16 protein-coding genes and 1 pseudogene are annotated in these 17,106 nt (G+C 59.7%); 11 read left to right on the top strand and 6 right to left on the bottom strand.

Going from position 1 to position 17,106, the window contains the following annotated elements; translation table 11 throughout:
• From CXY70_RS15380 to CXY70_RS15345, 9 genes are all read left to right on the top strand, one after another.
• On the top strand, positions 1-1,071 hold the full coding sequence (locus CXY70_RS15380; protein WP_233205977.1) for a hypothetical protein: 1,071 nt from the start codon (positions 1-3) through the stop codon (positions 1,069-1,071).
• A gap of 256 nt (positions 1,072-1,327) precedes the next feature.
• Positions 1,328-1,570 carry a glutaredoxin family protein gene (locus CXY70_RS15375; protein ID WP_104193227.1) on the top strand — a complete coding sequence of 81 codons (243 nt, stop codon included), beginning with the start codon at positions 1,328-1,330 and terminating at the stop codon, positions 1,568-1,570.
• Positions 1,571-1,986: 416 nt separating this feature from the next.
• Positions 1,987-2,640, top strand: a complete 654-nt coding sequence (locus CXY70_RS15370; protein WP_104193226.1) for a hypothetical protein — start codon at positions 1,987-1,989, stop codon at positions 2,638-2,640.
• Positions 2,641-2,771: 131 nt separating this feature from the next.
• Complete coding sequence (locus tag CXY70_RS15365; protein WP_104193225.1) at positions 2,772-3,146, top strand: hypothetical protein; 375 nt, start codon at positions 2,772-2,774, stop codon at positions 3,144-3,146.
• A 425-nt stretch (positions 3,147-3,571) separates the two neighbouring features.
• Positions 3,572-3,808 carry a hypothetical protein gene (locus tag CXY70_RS17625; protein WP_134479253.1) on the top strand — a complete coding sequence of 79 codons (237 nt, stop codon included), beginning with the start codon at positions 3,572-3,574 and terminating at the stop codon, positions 3,806-3,808.
• A gap of 47 nt (positions 3,809-3,855) precedes the next feature.
• Positions 3,856-4,221, top strand: a complete 366-nt coding sequence (locus CXY70_RS15360; protein ID WP_369852850.1) for a type II toxin-antitoxin system death-on-curing family toxin — start codon at positions 3,856-3,858, stop codon at positions 4,219-4,221.
• A gap of 620 nt (positions 4,222-4,841) precedes the next feature.
• Complete coding sequence (locus CXY70_RS15355) at positions 4,842-5,888, top strand: helix-turn-helix domain-containing protein (protein WP_199183460.1); 1,047 nt, start codon at positions 4,842-4,844, stop codon at positions 5,886-5,888.
• Positions 5,889-6,079: 191 nt separating this feature from the next.
• Positions 6,080-6,844: an IS21-like element helper ATPase IstB gene (gene istB, locus CXY70_RS15350; protein ID WP_104193223.1), complete on the top strand. Its 765-nt coding sequence runs from the start codon at positions 6,080-6,082 to the stop codon at positions 6,842-6,844.
• Between the two features lie 454 nt (positions 6,845-7,298).
• Positions 7,299-7,859, top strand: coding sequence for a recombinase family protein (locus CXY70_RS15345; protein ID WP_104193222.1), 561 nt, complete (start codon positions 7,299-7,301; stop codon positions 7,857-7,859).
• Positions 7,860-7,885: 26 nt separating this feature from the next.
• On the opposite strand, the gene CXY70_RS15340 is transcribed toward CXY70_RS15345, so the two are convergent.
• The 6 genes and pseudogenes from CXY70_RS15340 to CXY70_RS15315 form a co-directional block, all read right to left on the bottom strand.
• Complete coding sequence (locus tag CXY70_RS15340; RefSeq protein ID WP_104193221.1) at positions 7,886-8,752, bottom strand: DNA/RNA non-specific endonuclease; 867 nt, start codon at positions 8,750-8,752, stop codon at positions 7,886-7,888.
• Positions 8,753-9,000: 248 nt separating this feature from the next.
• Positions 9,001-10,971, bottom strand: a complete 1,971-nt coding sequence (locus CXY70_RS15335) for an AAA family ATPase (RefSeq protein ID WP_146066152.1) — start codon at positions 10,969-10,971, stop codon at positions 9,001-9,003.
• 278 nt (positions 10,972-11,249) lie between these two features.
• Positions 11,250-11,822: pseudogene (locus tag CXY70_RS15330) on the bottom strand (recombinase family protein); the annotation flags it as partial.
• A 533-nt stretch (positions 11,823-12,355) separates the two neighbouring features.
• Positions 12,356-12,988, bottom strand: coding sequence for a hypothetical protein (locus CXY70_RS15325; RefSeq protein WP_092452073.1), 633 nt, complete (start codon positions 12,986-12,988; stop codon positions 12,356-12,358).
• Positions 12,988-13,827 carry a hypothetical protein gene (locus CXY70_RS15320; RefSeq protein ID WP_104082778.1) on the bottom strand — a complete coding sequence of 280 codons (840 nt, stop codon included), beginning with the start codon at positions 13,825-13,827 and terminating at the stop codon, positions 12,988-12,990. The genes CXY70_RS15325 and CXY70_RS15320 overlap by 1 nt, the downstream gene beginning before the upstream one ends.
• Positions 13,824-14,531: a S8 family serine peptidase gene (locus CXY70_RS15315; RefSeq protein ID WP_158251185.1), complete on the bottom strand. Its 708-nt coding sequence runs from the start codon at positions 14,529-14,531 to the stop codon at positions 13,824-13,826. Before CXY70_RS15315 ends, CXY70_RS15320 begins: the two co-directional genes overlap by 4 nt.
• Before the next feature lie 694 nt (positions 14,532-15,225).
• Between CXY70_RS15315 and CXY70_RS15310 the strand changes: the two genes are divergently transcribed.
• Both CXY70_RS15310 and CXY70_RS15305 read left to right on the top strand, forming a co-directional pair.
• Positions 15,226-15,429, top strand: coding sequence for a hypothetical protein (locus CXY70_RS15310; RefSeq protein ID WP_233193068.1), 204 nt, complete (start codon positions 15,226-15,228; stop codon positions 15,427-15,429).
• 568 nt (positions 15,430-15,997) lie between these two features.
• On the top strand, positions 15,998-17,080 hold the full coding sequence (locus CXY70_RS15305) for an ATP-binding protein (RefSeq protein ID WP_158250994.1): 1,083 nt from the start codon (positions 15,998-16,000) through the stop codon (positions 17,078-17,080).
• Positions 17,081-17,106 lie beyond the last annotated feature (26 nt).

Here is a 17,106-nt window from a genome sequence, read left to right as displayed (position 1 = left end):
ATGGGCCTGGTCAAACTGCTCGCCGCCAGCCTCACCGGCCTGCTCCTGACCGTCGGCGGCACCGTCGCCCTCTCCTCCGGCTCCGGCACCGGCACCACCTGCGGCCTGACCGCGGTCAGCCGAGCGGACGCCGCCGAGCACCCGGCTGTCTCCGGGTATAGCGGCGACCAGCTCGCCAACGCCGCCGACATCATCAACGCCGGCGCCCAGCTCGGGCTCACCACCCAGTCGCAAACCCTCGGAGTGATGACAGCGATGGGGGAGTCGAGCCTGACCAACCTCGACCACGGCGACACCGCCGGCCCCGACAGCCGCGGCCTGTTCCAACAACGGGCCACCTGGGGATCCCTCGCGGAGCGGATGGACCCCGCCACCGCGGCACGGCTGTTCTTCCAACGCCTAGTGGCGCTATCGGGGTGGGAGACAATGACGCCGTCGGCGGCAGCATCCGCCGTGCAAATCAACGCCGACCCGGAACACTACGCACCGTTCTTCGCGCCGGCGACCGACGTCGTCACCGCGCTCACCGCCAGTGCCGGCGGCGCCTGTGGTGTCGGTGGAGGGGATGCTGTCGGGCTGGCGCAGCAGCTCGTCACCGCCGCCGACAACGGGCAGCTGCGCGGCCTCGTCCCGGACCACCTGAAGGAGATCCGGTGGATCGCCACCGGGCAAACTGTCCCGGACTGCGGGATCGACACCCGCATCCTGCAGGTGATGGTCCTGGCCGTCAACCAGTTTCACCAGGTCGGCGTCAGCGACATCAACCGCAAATGCACCGGGCAACTCCTCGGCGCCGGCACTCAGTCGTCGCACTGGATCAACGGTGGCGGCGGAGCCGTCGACTTCTACTCCCTCGGCGGCCGCAGCCTCACCGGCGCCGACGGCCAGTCCCTCCGCCTAATCGGACTCCTCGACCCAATCATGCCGCCCGGGGCACGGATCGGGCAGGCAGACTGCCGGCGGGAGGCGGGCATCAACTTGGCGCTGGTGCACTTCGCCCAGTTTGACGACACCTGCAATCACCTGCACCTGGACGTCGCGTTCACCGCTGATCCGATGACCCTTGGCTAACCGCGGAGCCCCACCCACATCAGGGGTGGTGTCTGTTCGTTCGAGGAGCATGCTGGCCCGGGTTGGCGCTGACCAACGTGCGCACGGTGTGCCGACCGGTGGGACAACTGGGCTCGGCGTTCCCTCCGGTCGCTTATTTCCTCACCCGCTGGCCCCACGGATCGGTCCCGCACTTATGGTCGCTTCCTCCCAGGCGCAGCGAATCTCCGCTACCGAACAGCACCACCCCGACAGTGTGAGTGAAAGGAGCCCCGCTATGAACGAAACAGTCGGCGTCATCGTCTACACGAAACCGAACTGCCAGCCGTGCCGGATGACCAAGCTCGCCCTCGACAAGCAGGGCATCAGCTACACCGTCGTCGACCTCACCGAAACACCCGCCGCCCTCACCTACGTGCAAGACGAACTCGGATACAGCAGCGCTCCCATCGTCGTCATCGACGACCACAACCACTGGGCTGGCTTCCGTCCCGACCTCGTCGCCAAAATCGGCCACTAACCACCGGGCCGATGGACAAGGCCCGCGGCAGCAGGGCAGCACATCCGACAAGGAAACAACCGAGCGCGCGGGGAGACCGACCAGCGTGGCGATCACCGCTCGGCGTGGGAACTCGTAAACCGCGGCGTGCTCAACCCCGTGCCCCGGTGGCAGCGCCGCAGGGAGTCTGCCTTACACCAGACGCAACCCACGGGGGAGCCTCTGCGGGGGTCCTTGGACCGCTGCGCGGACGTCTTGTATCTTTTTTCGTCTGTCTGGCCGGTCATCATAGTTCGCTTCCGTGCCTACGTGCCCACCTGGTCGGACGCGGTCGCAAGCTCCCTTATTTCCCCCGACCAGCCGTGCACTTCGGCACTCCCGCTCTCTATCGATTCTCTTGCCAGCCAGGCAAAAAAATCAGTTGAGCGGAGAGAATCATGCACCAGTTCCCCATCACCACCCGTCCCGAACGCACCAGCAACGACATAGCAGCCGACCGCAAAGCAGCAAACGCATTCTTCGCCCGATATACGACCACCGACAGCCCCAGAACTCAGCGCGCCCGAGACGCCCTCCTCCGGTTCTACAGCTACGACTGGAACCTAATTTGCTGCGTCATCGAAGCCACCGAGTGGTCCCGAACCCACGCCGACGACACCGTCGCGCACCGCGCCGCAGGACGAGCCGCCCAAGCAGCGCTCAACGACATTCCCACTCGCGACGATTCCCAGCTCCGCCCGTACGTGCATACCGTGACCATGAAGCGCTTGCCGACCCCCGGGGTGACGCCCTGCCCGGTGAGTGAACGCCTCACGGCCCGAGGCCAAGCCGACCGCTTCTGGGCCCTGTGCCTGAACCCGACCGGCAAGTTTCGAGCCGCCGTCCTCCACGACGCCGACCAGCCCTTCAGTCAGTGGTTGCTCCTACAGCCCGGCTATGGGCCCCGGCAGGACGCTCCCGAAGGATATTCCGGAACGCTTCGACTGCCCAAATCGCAGCGATTCGTGCCCGGCTCGGTTCGACCCGCAGGAATCAGCTACGACCGCGCACTGGAAATAGCCCTCGCCGCTCTGGACAAGTTCAGCCGCTAACGCCGGGTGAGGGGGAACGTCCCCCTCACACACCCCCGCCGTGCGATGTTATCCACAGATCGCCCGGATCGCCGGCGGCCTCCGGTTTCCGCGCATTAGCGTCAAGGCCTACCCGTCGTGAAAGGACCCTCATGCGTTTTATCAAACTTGCCGTCACCACTTACGGACACGACCGCTCCCGGCCGATCATCGGCGCCGACGACGTCTGGATCAACCTCGACCAGGTCGTTTCGATCGAGGAACAGCTCGACAGCAACACCTTCGCGGACGCCGTGCGCGAGGGAATCGCGCCGGAAGAGCACTATCCCTGCATAGAGCTGACCACCTCGAACGGGAGCACACACCTGGTGTCGCTCGGTGTGTATCCGGACCAGGCAGGTGGCTTCGCCGTCCTGACTCGATTCATACCCCTGCTCCTCGACGGCAGCAAGAAGGGCTTGGGCGATGACATCCAGCTCGCAGAAATCCTGGCAGAGGCACCGTCGGTCAGGGCGATTTGGCCGTAGGACGGGGTGATTTTGAATCCATCGAATATCAGACAATAGTGGTCATCCTCACGGGCGCGAGCGAAGACCTGGCGCTGCGATCTCCTTGGTGAAGTCCGTCGAAGCCTGACCTCATACCAACCTCGAAATCCGCGAATGTTCCTCGAGCGACGTCGTCCGTCGCCGTCTATGGGCATCGGTAGTTACAGCGCCAATTTTTTGGCTCTTGCTAAGCAGCTGTGACTGGCTCGGATACAACCTGTCGAAGGTTCAAGCGGCGGTGACAGCGCCGAGCGTTGGCATGGATCCTCGCATCAAATCTCTGCTCGGGCCAGCTCCGACAAAACGTTAAAGTTCCGAAGGATTGTTGTGGACCGTTGTCCGACGACAGGACATCGCGCCAGCAATCGACTGCGTTGGGAGCAAGCTCAGAATCGGCGGTTTGCATGGAGCAAATTCGTATCTTCGTGCGTTACCGTTGTCACATGACAAGTCCAAGCGAATTCGACCGTGAGCGGAGTGGCGCGCGGAAAAAGATGCACGCCACAGGTCGAGTAAACGCAAAAGAGAATGCAGACCGCTCGCTCTCTTCAGGTGTCAAGTACATTCGCCGAGAAGACGCACTGCGTTTCGCCCATCGGATCGCCAGTGACAACACCGATCTGATGCGCCGCTTGGCCTAGTGCCTGACACGTATTATCTCGATTTTGAGACTGTTGAGATAATTAATATGTCGTTCTGCGGCGAAGGTGCAGGCGTACGAGATCTCAACGGCGTTCGTGGAATCGTAGATCGCCCGAAGAGTCAGTACATGGAAACTATCTTTTTTCCGACTGTCTTTGACAAGGCGGCTGCCCTGCTCCACGGCTTTGCCACCACGCAGTACTTTTCGGATGGCAATAAGAGGACGGCATTTTTGTCTGCGACAGTATTCCTCTCTGCCAACGGGAGGGTGTGGGGAAACATATCCGCTGACGATGCGGAGCCTTTTTTGCTCGGCGTCGCCGCGAATAAAATCGCCATCGACGACGTGGCACGGTGGCTAGAACTGAATTCGTCGCCCGTTTCTAGCAACATTCCCTCACCTAATAGATAGTAAGAATACGCGGATGCCAACGTCCTCTCCGGTCAGGGCGTTTCGCCCGGGGAACGGGCTGGATGCCTACGTAAGGGTCGGACTTTGCCAAGCGACGTGAACTTTGCAAGCGGTTAAAGCCGGCGATCTTGATCGCTAGCTTCATCTTGAGCGTATCCGCCCCTTTTTGCGGGTGGCGCTCGAGATGGCAGACTCGGCACCTTTCCTGGCGCCTAAGTCCTTCTGTAACGTCTAAGAATCGATTCCGTGCTGCCATCAGGTTGAGATGACGACTGACGATGTCGTGAGGGCCCGGAGCCTGCCATGGTCTGATCTCAGTCTAGGATCCAACATGCGAGCCGCGCAGCGGTGACGCTGAGCTTGCTATCTTTGGCGATACCGAACCGTACACGCGTATCGACAACGTGACCGATGAAATCTCGACCGATTATCAAAAGCTCTGCCCATGTTGCCTGCAATTTTGCAACTGCAGCTTAGATCTATCCTCCATAATCAAGGAAGCGACGCGGTGAATGTGTGCCGAGCTATAGTTTTGCTCGCGGTCATGTGTCATGTTAACGCCGACTGAAAACGGGGCCAAAAACGCCAACTGAAAATAGGGCCACCAACCATTATGGAAGGTGATCAAATTGGATGATTGGGCTGAGATTCGCCACCTGCATTCGACGGGGAAGCATTCGAAACGGGAGATAGCGCGGCTGGTTGGGGTATCTCGCGGGACGGTCGATCGGGCGTTGGCCGTGGACAGGTCCCCGGCGTATCAGCGGGAGCCGACGGGGTCGAGTTTTGACTCGTTCGCCGCCCAGGTGCGGGTGTTACTCGCGGCCACACCGTCGATGCCGGCCGCGACAGCTGCAGAGCGGGTGGGCTGGTCGGGATCTCCGTCGTTGTTTCGGGCCAAAGTCGCGGAGCTCCGACCGGAGTATGCCGTCCCGGATCCTGCAGACCGACTGGTGCACCCGGCCGGTTTCCAGATCCAGTGCGATCTCTGGTTCCCGCACGAGGACCTGCCGATGGGGCATGACCAGGCGGCTGCGCCGCCAGTGCTGGTGATGACGTCAACCTTTTCGGGGTTCATTCAAGCACGCATGTTGCCGTCACGGACAACACCGGATCTGCTCGGCGGAATGTGGTCGCTGCTGCAGGAGGCGGAAGCCGTTCCGACGCGGTTGACGTGGGACAACGAGACCGGCATCGGCCGTGGAAAACTCACCGAACCCGCCGCCGCTTTCGCCGGCACCCTCGGCACCCAAATCAAACTGCTCAAAGCCCGCGACCCCGAGTCCAAGGGCATGGTTGAACGCATGAATCGGTTCTTCCGAAGCCGCTTCATGTCAGGCCGCACTTTCGCCTCTCCCGATGATTTCAACGAGCAGCTCGCCGCGTGGTTACCCGTGGCCAACAATCGTCTCTCCCGGTCCCGCCGAGGTCGACCCAACGATCTCATCAGCAGTGATCGGGCCGCGATGCGCGGGCTGCCGCCGATGGCCCCGGAGGTGATGTTTCGTAACAGCGTCCGGCTGCCACGCGATTATTACGTTCGCGCGTTCAGTAACGACTACTCCGTCGACCCGGCCATGATCGGCCGAGTCGTCGACGTGGCAGCGAGTCTGGACCGCGTCACTGTTCACCACGACGGTGTCCTCATCGCAACGCACCACCGATAATGGGCTCGGCAACTCACCGTCACCGACCCCGCACATGTCCTCCGCGCGGCCGAGCTGCGCACCCAGTTCCAAGCCCAACGCACCCGCCGGCCCCCGCACACGACCATCGTCGAGATCGCGTCGTTGACTCGCTACGACGAACTCTTCAACGTCGACCTTGAACCGGCGCCGACCGTGCTGGCGGTCGCGTCATGATCGGCCCAGAAGCGGCCTCGCAGATCGAATATTTCGCCCGGGCCCTCCGAGCACCCCGGATCAGTGAAGCGTTCCGCCGCCTCGGCGATCAAGCCCGCGACGCGGGCTGGTCCCACGAGGAATACCTCGCCGCCGTGCTCTCGAAAGAAGTCTCCGAACGTGAAGCTTCCGGCGCCGCACTGCGAATCAAGGCCGCACGGTTCCCGGGGTTCAAGACCCTCGAGGACTTCAACTTTGAGCACCAGCCCTCCGCTGACCGGAACCTCATCGCCCACCTAGGCATGAGCGTGTTCCTCACCGAAGCGAAGAACATCGTCCTCCTCGGCCCTCCCGGCACCGGGAAAACACACCTCGCCGTCGGCATCGGGATCAAAGCCGCCAAAGCCGGCCACCGAGTCCTCTTCGACACCGCGACGGGCTGGGTCACCCGACTCCAAGAAGCCCATTCTCGGGGCAAACTTGCCGCCGAACTAACCCGGCTGCGCCGCTACAGCCTGCTGATCGTCGACGAAGTTGGCTACATTCCCTTCGACCAAGACGCCGCGAACCTGTTCTTTCAACTCGTGTCCTCCCGCTACGAACACGCGTCGCTGATCATGACGAGCAACCTGCCGTTCTCCCGCTGGGGCGACGTCTTCGGAGACCTCACCATCGCCTCCGCCATGATCGACCGCATCGTTCACCACGCCGACGTCATCAGCCTCAAAGGCAACAGCTACCGACTCAAGAACCACGAACCCGCCGCAACTACGGCACACTAGAACCACACGAAAGTGGCCCTGTTTTCAGTTGGCAGAAATGGTCCCATTTTCAGTTGGCGTTAACAGTGTCACAACCGGTGGGCTGCGAGACACATTGACGAGACAGATCGACCATGCACGATTGTGGAGAGCGCGGCAGAACGCATTCCGTCCAGTGACCGGGATCGGGGCGTCATGGTCCGAGGGCGACGGATGAGTCGGTGTATCTCGAAACGTGTGTTTTTACTGGCGTCACCATTTTTGTAGGCAAGGACGGTTGCGAGACATTTAGAAGCGTCAATGGGGAGGCTGAAAGCGTCGAAGCAAGCAACGAACTGTCAATTTGGGGTGTACCCCAACTAGGCGTCAGGTGCAGGTACGCAGGCTTGTCCGAATAGGGTCCGATTTCAGTTAGTTGACAGCTCTCGCTGCCGGGTCTTAGAGTTCAACCTGACAGAACAGACAGGAGAGCCCTGTGACGGGTCAACGAGTTGGATACGTGCGAGTCAGCACCCTCGACCAGAACACCGTCCGCCAGCTTGATGGCGTCGACGTCGACCGCGTGTTTGAGGATAAAGCGCCGGGGAAGGACCAGAACCGGCCTGAGCTAGAAGAGATGATCAAATTTGTCAGAGACGGAGACACCGTTCTCGTTCATTCCATGGATCGCCTTGCCCGCAATTTGGACGACCTCCGTTCGATCGTGCGTCGACTCACGGCTAAAAAGGTCCGGGTCGAGTTTGTGAAAGAGCAACTCTCCTTCACGGGCGACGACAACGCGATGGCAAACTTGCTCCTGAACGTCATGGGTGCTTTTGCTGAGTTCGAGCGGTCCCTGATCCGCGAACGTCAACGCGAGGGCATTGCCCTAGCCAAGAAACGTGGCGTATACCGTGGTCGTACCCCGTCACTGGACTTGGCCCGCGCGGTCGAGTTGCGCGAAAAGGCTGCCGCTGGAGTGCCGAAGGCTGTGCTTGCTCGAGAGTTTGGAATCAGCCGCGAAACTGTCTATGTCTACCTCCGCGCTGGGGGCTGAGCTGGCTGTAGACGATTCGGTGTGGTTTAGAGGTGGATTCCTGCGGTGTCGATTAGTTCGACCCAGCGCGTTCGACGGTCGGTGCCTTCCCGGATAGTTGGGGCCAGGGCTAAGTTGTCCGCTCCGGACAGGGCGGCCAGGTTGAGCCCGGTGAGGTCGATGATGTCCTTGATGGGTACTTGATAGGTGCGGTACGGTCCAAGCGGCGGGGGAGTGCCATCGATGCGGGCTTGAGTGCGGACCGTGTCGAGGTCGATGTCTTCTAACTGTGGGCTTTGGTCGAGGACGAACCCGGCAGCGTGCAGAGCGGGAGAGCCCTGCATGGTCGTGGTCCACGCCGCGATCTTCCAGAACATCTGCGGGATCTTCACACCGCGGTATGTCGGATCCTGGGCTGAGAGCACGGGGGCGGTGAAGACGCTGATGCGGTTACCGTTGGTGCGTGCGTAGGTGAGGACGTGGTCCTCGAGGCCGAGCCAGAGTTGTCTCGATTGGTTGAAGGCTGCGGCTTGCGGGGCGGCGTTGGTGTAGGCGAACGTATCGTAATTCGCTTGCCGGGCTGTCGCCTCGTCGCCCCAGACGGGGTCTTGGCGCCGGACGAGATGCCCGCGGTCGAGATCGTTTCTGGCGTAGACGGCTTCCCCGGCCTGTTCGCGAATCGGGATACGCGAGTCGAGGTGCCAGTCGTCACCTCGGTCAACGTTAACGAGCTGATCGCCGTCGATGTTGACGCCGGTCGCGATCGCGAAGCGTCGCGCGGGGTCCAGGAGCACGGTGAAATGTGTGTACGTCAGTTCGCGAATCGAGGCTCCTGCGGGAGGGGCCGGGAGCGGCAATGGAATCTGGAGGAATTCGGCGTTGTATCCAGCAGGAGAAAATGAGGCGGCATCCATGGTGATAGTCAAGCAGCCAGAGCCGAGAATCGGGGCCTTCGGACTTACATGGTGGTGCTTCGCCCGAGCGATTTTGTCATTTTCCGTACTCGTCTGCACAACTCATGCACACCGACGTCGACTCTTGTTGTCATCCCGTAGGGGGAACCTTGACCGACGCGCCGTGGGCCTCCCACATTCGAATCAGTTGGTCGAGTCGATTCACCGATGCTTGCGGCGTCGGATGCGAGGGTACTTCGCCCACTTGACTAAGCGACGCCCGCGTTCAGCGTCGCAAAGAGCTTCTCGAAGTTTGAGGCTGACGCCGCGTCGATGTTGGCGAAGAAGTCGTCTTGATTTTCAGTCAGTGCATGAGCGGGCTTGGCGTGGTCGTACTTGTGGCCCAGGTGACTTTCGATCCGACCCAGGATGCGTCCGTGGGAGGACGCCAGATCAGCCTCCGTGACGGTCGCATTCGGGAAAGCCCAGTTGTAGAGCTTCAAGTAGTCGGCGATGGTGAACAAGTCCTCGATGTCGCCATCCTTGGGAAGCGAATTGTCCACTTCGCTCACGGCAACGATTCGATCGGCGGGGACATCGTTCTCCTTCGCCGCATTGCGCGTCCGGTTGAGCACCGAGGCTGATTTCTCACCGTCTACCAACACGGACACTTCCAACCGGCGACCCATCAGAGCAACGAAAGCAGGCATGTTCGTGATGCCGCCGACCGGAATGATCGAGAGTTTGGGGCTCAAAATCGGCTTCTTCTTGGACTCCATGTATGCGCTCATCCGCATGAGATACACAAAGTCGCTGCTGCCCTCGACCAGCAGGTGCTGGCCAGATCCCAGGAACAGGTGCTGACTGATCGAGTAGCCGAGTGCCGACTCCACCGGCAGCACAGTATCGCGGTCCGCCTTCAGGTTGACGCGGCTCACATCAACCCCGGCCTCTTGGTTCTCGCGCGTCGCCTTGTCGTGAACCGTGCGAAGTTTCTCGTAGACAGTCGGATCGACCATGAATTGCGAATGAGTCGTGTAAAGCGTCTGCTTCTTCGCGCCGAGCTCGTTGAAGATGTAGTTCACGAAATCCTTCTGAGCTTCGCCGTGGAGGCTCGTTCCAGGCTCGTCGAGCAGCACGATGACCGGCTTTGCGCTGTTCTGGTACTCGCTGAAAGCCGCAAAAAATGAGAAGAACCACTGGAAGCCAGTCGACCGGGTTGCGAAGTTTGTCTCGACGTCCCCGTGACGCCCATCCCGAAGCTCAATCTTCAAGAAGCGGTGCAGAGCCGGCTGTCCTGTCGACGGCTCGACCACGTTGACGTTGTCGTCCCCGAACACGACGGCTAGGTCCGTATTGGCCCTCCAATATTTGAAGACTTCGCGGCTCAGGTCAGACGCAGCCGCCTGCAGTTCGGCCTTTCGGCTGTCGTAGTTCGCGTCGAGGAAGTCTGCCGGGGTAACACCTGCGTGCGCCAGTAGCGAGACGACCGTCTGATCTTCCTCGTCCAGTGCTTCGCCCGCAGTCACACTTGCCGCGAGCTTCGTCAGGTCGGTCTCGCCAGGAAGCACGCTGTAGTTGGAGAAATAGAAGAACTTAGGAACCCGCGACCGAAGGACCTTCCGGTTCTCGTCGTCGATCTGGTCGGACTGGACGAGGAACCGATACTTTTCTGCCACACCCGGGAACGAACCGACGGCCTTGCTGCGCGCCGGTTGGGTGTCTTTGAGCGACTTGGCGAGTTCCTTCGCCTTCGCGATTGCCTCGTCGAGCGTGGAGGTAGTCAGGAGTTCCTTCAGCTCGGCCGAGTCCACTGCGCTAGCCGTGGCGGCACTCTCGACAATGTCCGCCAGCTTCGCGGAGAAGTAGGTCGCGTATTCGTTCTCATAACTCCGAAACGCGATGACTTGGGTGGAGGCAGGAATCTCTGCCGTAAACACGGCGTTGAGGGCCGCCAGGTCGTCCGGCTCAAGCGTGAACTCAGCGCGGACCGGGATGGTCTTTCCGAGGTCAGCGCTTTCTCGTCGGTCGCGCGCGAGCTTCCATCGCGGGTACTCAGTGACGAGATCGAACTTTGTGCTGTCACCATTTGCGGGGTTGAGCCGATGCAGTGCCTTGAGGATTGTCGTCTTGCCTGACTCGTTTTTGCCCACGAATGCTGTCACGTCCGGTTCGATCTCGACGCGCTGCGGCTCGACAAAGTTGCGGAACTTCTGGATGGTTACTGCGACGAGCTTCACGGGTTGTTCTCCTTCGGGCCTAATCAGTTCAGAGTCTATTGACTGATTCAGACAACGTGAAGGAATCACAAAGCATCGGGCGTCCGTCACGCGTAAACGGCCTATGACGCGGCCGGAAATGGACGGCGACCGGGGCACCGTCGCATCACCGTCGTAGATTCGGTTCCCTACGGTGCCGAGAGGGCGATTGTCCCGTAAGACCCGTCTGAGAAAATGCCCGGTGAAGGGACGCGATACGGGGCACGTTCGGACGCCTCCGATAACTCACCGGCGAGGTCCAAGGCCCGCGCTCGGCGATAGAAAGTTGCTCGAGACATTCCGAGATCGCGGGCAACTGTTGTTGCTGTCTCTCCGCCGTCGATGAGTCGGCGGGCGTTGCGGATTTGGCTGTCGGTGATGAGCCGCGGGCGGCCGCCAAGATCTTTGCCGGCTTCGCGGCGTTTGTTGATGGAGTCCACAACACGCTCTCGTTTGATGTCGTGTTCCATCTGCCCCAGCGCCGCCATGATCGTGAACAGCATGGACCCCATCGGTGTCGCCGTGTCAACGTCGCCGCCGCCGAGGTTCAGCACGCGAAGGCCGGCGCCGCGGCCGCGAAGCTCTTCAGCAAAAGCGAGCATGTTCTGCGTCGACCGGCCCAGCCGGTCGAGGGTCGTGATGATGAGGGTGTCGCCGTCTTCGAGGGCGTCGAGCGCGCGATCAAAGTTCGGCCGTGATGCTCGAGCGCCGGAGATCCCATGGTCGACGTACAGGTCGTCGCGCCGCACGCCGGCGTCCAGGATATCCACTTGTTGCCGGTCGGTGGATTGTTGGCGCGTGGATACGCGCGCGTAGCCGATCAGCTTCGTCACATTGCTCCTGAGATGTCTCGTAACTAACGGTGTGTACTGCAATTACAGCAGGAGGTTATGCGACGTCGTTATAAGACTCGCCGGGCCGTCAAATTCCACCAAATTCCGCCGATTCGCAAAGTCGAAAATGGGATGTCGTGAGACGTCTTATATCCCTAGGGTTTCGAGACAGCCGTTTCGTGGAATGGCGGAGTTTTCCAGGGCAGGGCAGTTGTCGCGACCGCAGTTGATGCCACGGTCGCGTTTACGCCGGCACGACAGTGTGCTTATGGGCCGAGAAATATTTCCGTCGTGAGGGGGGTGTTCGATTAACTGGCTGCGGCCGGTGGCCACTATGCGATCGCGGACATCGCAGGATCGAATAGGCCGCTTTTTGGCCTCCGGGCGAGGCACATCAAGGGCGACTTCTTGGCAGGTTCCTCTGACGAGTCAGACTACGGTGCTGACCAACGGGTGATAGCGGCAGCTAGCATAATTCTGCCGCATCACCGTGGGTCAGCATCCGCAGCCTGACAGGTGTTGTTCGTATCGGGCTAGATGAAGCTGTGTCGCGCGAGGCAGTCGAGGTAGTAGACGAAGGCTTCGTCGTTTACGTCGCCAGTTTTCATCGAGTAGTAATTTTGGTCAGTTTCTGTTCCAGTCTCTCTGTATCCGGTCAGCGCGGTCATGTACGTCGTTAGGTGGTCAGACATCCCATAAACCTTGGCACCAGTGACGAGGCCGTCTTCTTGCTCGAGCACGATGGAGGTGCGTTGGCCCACCAAATGTTGAGTGTTTAGAAGGTTGTATGCCAGCCAAGACGCGTCTCCAAGAGGCGCCGTTCCAAGATCGTCAGTGTCACTGCCCGAAGTTTCTTGAAGGAAGAGTCCCCGCCAGCTTTCATCGTACGTATCAGGACCAACATCTTTCATTTCCTTCTCTTCTGCGCTGTACAGGCGGGATAGGACGTCCGGATGAGTGATCGTGTAGAGCGAGTAGATCAAGTCCTCGCGGACTTCTCCATCGTTCGAATAGTCAGTGCGTGTAATGGCCTCGAGCGGGATTTCATATGCACAAAAACCCTGTTTCAAGTGTTCTTCAACGGCGTCCGTTGTCCATCGCTGAGGATTGGTCTTCTTCCACCGTGCCAGGAGGTCTGAACGGTCGTCAGCTTCGTGATTGTCCATCAATTGGGTAGTCCGAAAAAGGCGTGCATTGCGGGGGTGCGGTTGCTCGGGTGGAAGTGTGCGAATTTTCCGCGACCGCCCGAATCGCGCTCAGGTCCGACTACGGCCAGGCCGTTTTTGATTCCTTTCGCAACTGCGAGCGCGCCGGCCTCGCTGCGAGACCACGTGTCTTTCCCCCCGCGGCCCCATGTGATGGCCGCGGAAAGCGACATACCATTTGCAAGCACGAGTTTGCCGTTTAGAATCATTGCGCGGAAATGTTGGTAGCTTGATCCCTTTTTATTGAGGGCATCGATTGCGTTAGTGGCTGCGATCCACGTAACACCAGCGACGATGACAACTGCAGATGCCACCAGGAGTGTTTTCAAGATCTCTAGAGCGATAGGTATTCCCAGAACCAGTACTGGCACGAAGGCGGCATAGCCCACGTCATCGGCATATGATTCTGTCTCACCAGTGGCCAGGTCTGTCATGGTGAACGAGGTGGCTTCGTCGTTCAACTCTTGTATCTGGATGGAGTAGTTGGCGTTGTAGTCGGTGTCGATGCTCCCTAGAGAAAAAAGAGCGCTACTGTCCTCAAACGACAACGTTGTCAGCGCCGTGACAGGTTCGCCAGATCCCAAATCCGATGTCGTCTCGACTGAGATTTTAGTGAGCGAGGCGTCCACGTCTTCCAGTGTCAATCCTGCGTCGTTGAAAGCGGATTCAAGCTTTTCCTCGTCAACCATCCCGCTGCCTGAAGCTTCTACCGGGGCAGAGCTGGTCTCTGCGAACGCGGGCGAGTAAGCGAATCCAGAGAGCAGCAGCGCCGCTACGACTCCGATGGCGATCTTTTTCATTGATTGTCTTCCTTTGATTGGTGAGCGATCAGTGCGGACAGGGTGGAATCGGGTTTAGCTACGCCGAGCAAGCTTTTCAAGATTTGATTCGAGGTCATTGCTGCAGCCGCTGACGTCCCGGTGACAAGCTGCCGGGCCCCCGTGCGGTCGACCGCGGGAATGTCTTCACCGGGTGCGAAGTAATTCACATGGTCAATAGCCGAGAAGCTTGATGGATGGCCCGCGGCATCTAATGAGCCGACGGAAATAACTCCCGGGTATCGGGCGGGGTAGCCCGCCCCCATCCCTTGGTTGTTTCCAGCAGCCGCGACCACCACGATTCCCGATTCAACGGCGCGTTTCACCGAGTCACGTAAGGCCCGGGTGTCCGTCCCGATCGCGATGCTGACGTTAATGACGTCCACCTGGTCCCGGATAGCTTGCTCTATAGCGTCCGCAACGTCCTCCGCCGACGCGGTTCCTGCAGTGAAGACGGAGTAACTAATCCAAGTGACTCGATGGGCCCACGCAGGACAGCTATCCTCATCGATTCCTGCTGCGATCGATGCGACTAAAGTGCCGTGCCCTTGGTCGTCGGCGTCAGTATCGAAAACATGAAAACAGCTAAAGTCGACGTTTTCATCGTTGAGGCCGCTATCGACGAGAGCGATCGCGACTGTGTCTCGAACCGCCGGCGTGATCGATGCCGATGAGCAACCTATCAACAGAAGGGCTGTGACGACAATGATTGACGTCGAAAGGAACGCGGGGCGTCTGCGGGGACCCCCTCGGAGAGAGGTCAAAACATGCGTTGCGTTGACTTCACGCGCGGAACAATTACCCCGGGCAGCGGTTCATTAAATGGCTGGTCTCGCAGGCGATACGATCCACCCGCCCATTTTCGAAACATCATTTTCCCCCCGATGCTCACGAACCAGATGTCGTGTGAAACTCAGATTGGCGGAGATAACTCGCGGCGTCAACTCCATCCGGAAATAGTCAACGGAATTTTCATGTGGGCGACGATTAAGCGGCTATTTGAGTTCCGTCCTCGCCCAGCATGGGCATCTCTCTTTTTTCGATGTCGGTGAGTACTGAGTATTTGAGGACTTGAGCACCCACTCAATCGTGCGGTTCAGCACCTACCGGTATCAGTCCCTCGACCGTGCGCGACAGTCTGTCATTTACAGCCATGCCGACTTCTACAGATCCGACCATCTCGTCATTCAGTGGGCGAAACCCTGACGCCCGACGAGCGGGTCCAACTACTCCAAATCGTCAAAGGGACGGGGACGAGCAGCTCCGACTGAGAAGGTTCCACTGCGCGCTTGTGGGCACGCCGAGGGGCGCCGTCCCTTGGTTCGTCAGCTCGCGGAGGATCTCGATGTCGCTCCTGGCACCGTCGCTAAGGCGTACAAAGTGCTTGAATCCGAGGGCTACCTCACTGCCCGCACTGGCGGAGTAACCCGGGTCAGCCGGAGCACAACGACGTCGCTCCCAGTGCTGGAAGCCCCTCGCCAACTTGCCAAGACCAGCACCCGTGCAGGCACTAGCCTGGACGGCACCATCCGCATCCTCCGTGCGATCTCGCACGAAGAATACTCCGAACCGGGACTGACCTGATGCGCTCTCAAGGCTGCCCGCACCCATGGAGATCCCCTCTACTCTCGAGTCTTCCACACATAGAAATGCCTGTTCCAGGTCGACCAGGCTGCCCCAGTTCTCACGACTGTGGTGTCTCATAACTGACCTGTTTCGTATCGCACGAGATACAAGACCCTGACTGCCCTTTGACGCAACGCAGAGAACCGGGTCGATGCGCCAAACAGCGATCACAGAACGCCGCCACTAAGCGCTAACACTCAATCAATTCCCAGATTAATCTCGACACATCCTTGACATTCATTCTTGTGGGCGTGACCCTGCTGGCGATTGGTTAGGGCTATGCCGGGTGCGTAGAGGCGATAGATTCCATTCGGAAGGACAATCCGAACGATGGAACGCACGAGTTGCCTCCCACGCGTGTCTCACTCTCATGCCTGATGTCGGTGCTATTTCGGAGGTGATTAGCATCGCTGGTCGCCGCGCTGCTTCATGTTGCGCCTTGACCAGTCCGCTTTTGCGGAGTCGGCCCAAATCCGGCAGGCTCAGCCTTGGCACTTGAATGTCAAGTTGTTGTCGAGGGGGACAAATGCGCATTGTGGGTATTGAGCTAGAGGGTTTTCGCGGATATCTGACATCGAGTTACGTGTCGATCGATACGTTGACTGTGTTTGCCGGCAAGAATGACGCTGGAAAGAGCAGCATCCTGGAAGCTATGAGGCTGTTCCTGGACAAGGGAAAGCCGGACGTCTCTGACTATTCGGTTCATGGGCATGGAACGATTCGCATCACGTGCACATTCGCTGACCTTCCCCCTGAGCTGGTCATCGACCAGACTGCGGTGACGACCCTCCAGGATGAGAAACTCCTCGACGCTAACGGCCACTTGGTGATTAGCAAGACCTGGACCAGGGGGCGAGCCAACCCCGAGATTTTGGCGCATGCTCTACACCCGGTCGTCGATGGCGGCCCAACGCTTATCGGCCTGAAGCACGCGCAACTCAAATCCCTCGCCTCGACTCTTGATGTTGTCGCGGAGCTGGAGGATCGACGCGTGAACCTGAACTATAGGCAGGCGATCTGGCGCGCCTGGGAAGCCAAGGGGCTCTCGTCGCTGCAACCGACGATCATCCCGTTGAACTCAGAGGACGGGAAGCACGTTGCCAGTGCTCTGGAGAGTGTCTTTCCCCTGTTCCACCTCTTTCAAGCTGACCGGCTGGGGGCGGAGTCCGATGAGGTTGCCCAAGACCCAGCCAAGCTCATAGTCAAGGCCGTGCTCGATCGCCATACGGCTGAACTCACGAAGCTTACGAGCGATGTTAAGGCTGAGATTTCAGAACTTCTCCTGGAAGTCGTTGGGAAATTGGAGGAATTCGCACCAAATCTTGCGGCCAAGCTGATTCCGGCCAACCTAGACCCCGTATGGCAGAAGGCATTCTCGTCCCTACAATTTGTCGACGAGAACGATGTTCCCCTTGCGAAGCGTGGCAGCGGGACACGCAGACTGGTTCTCTTGAGCTTCTTTCGGGCGGAAGTTGAGCGAGGATATGAAGAAACGGATGAGTGGCGACGGGGCGTCATCATCGCAGTGGAGGAGCCCGAGACGGCTCTCCACCCCCCTACGTGCCAGGGTTGGGTGAGGCCAGTAGCTAACAGCAAGTCCGCCGTTTGACGTAGGGCGAGAATCAGGAATCATCA

Source organism: Cryobacterium sp. Y82, from assembly GCF_002929495.1.
Lineage (GTDB): Bacteria > Actinomycetota > Actinomycetes > Actinomycetales > Microbacteriaceae > Cryobacterium > Cryobacterium serini.
The sequence above is the reverse complement of the archived record's forward strand: the minus strand, read 5'-3'. Positions and strand labels throughout refer to the sequence as shown.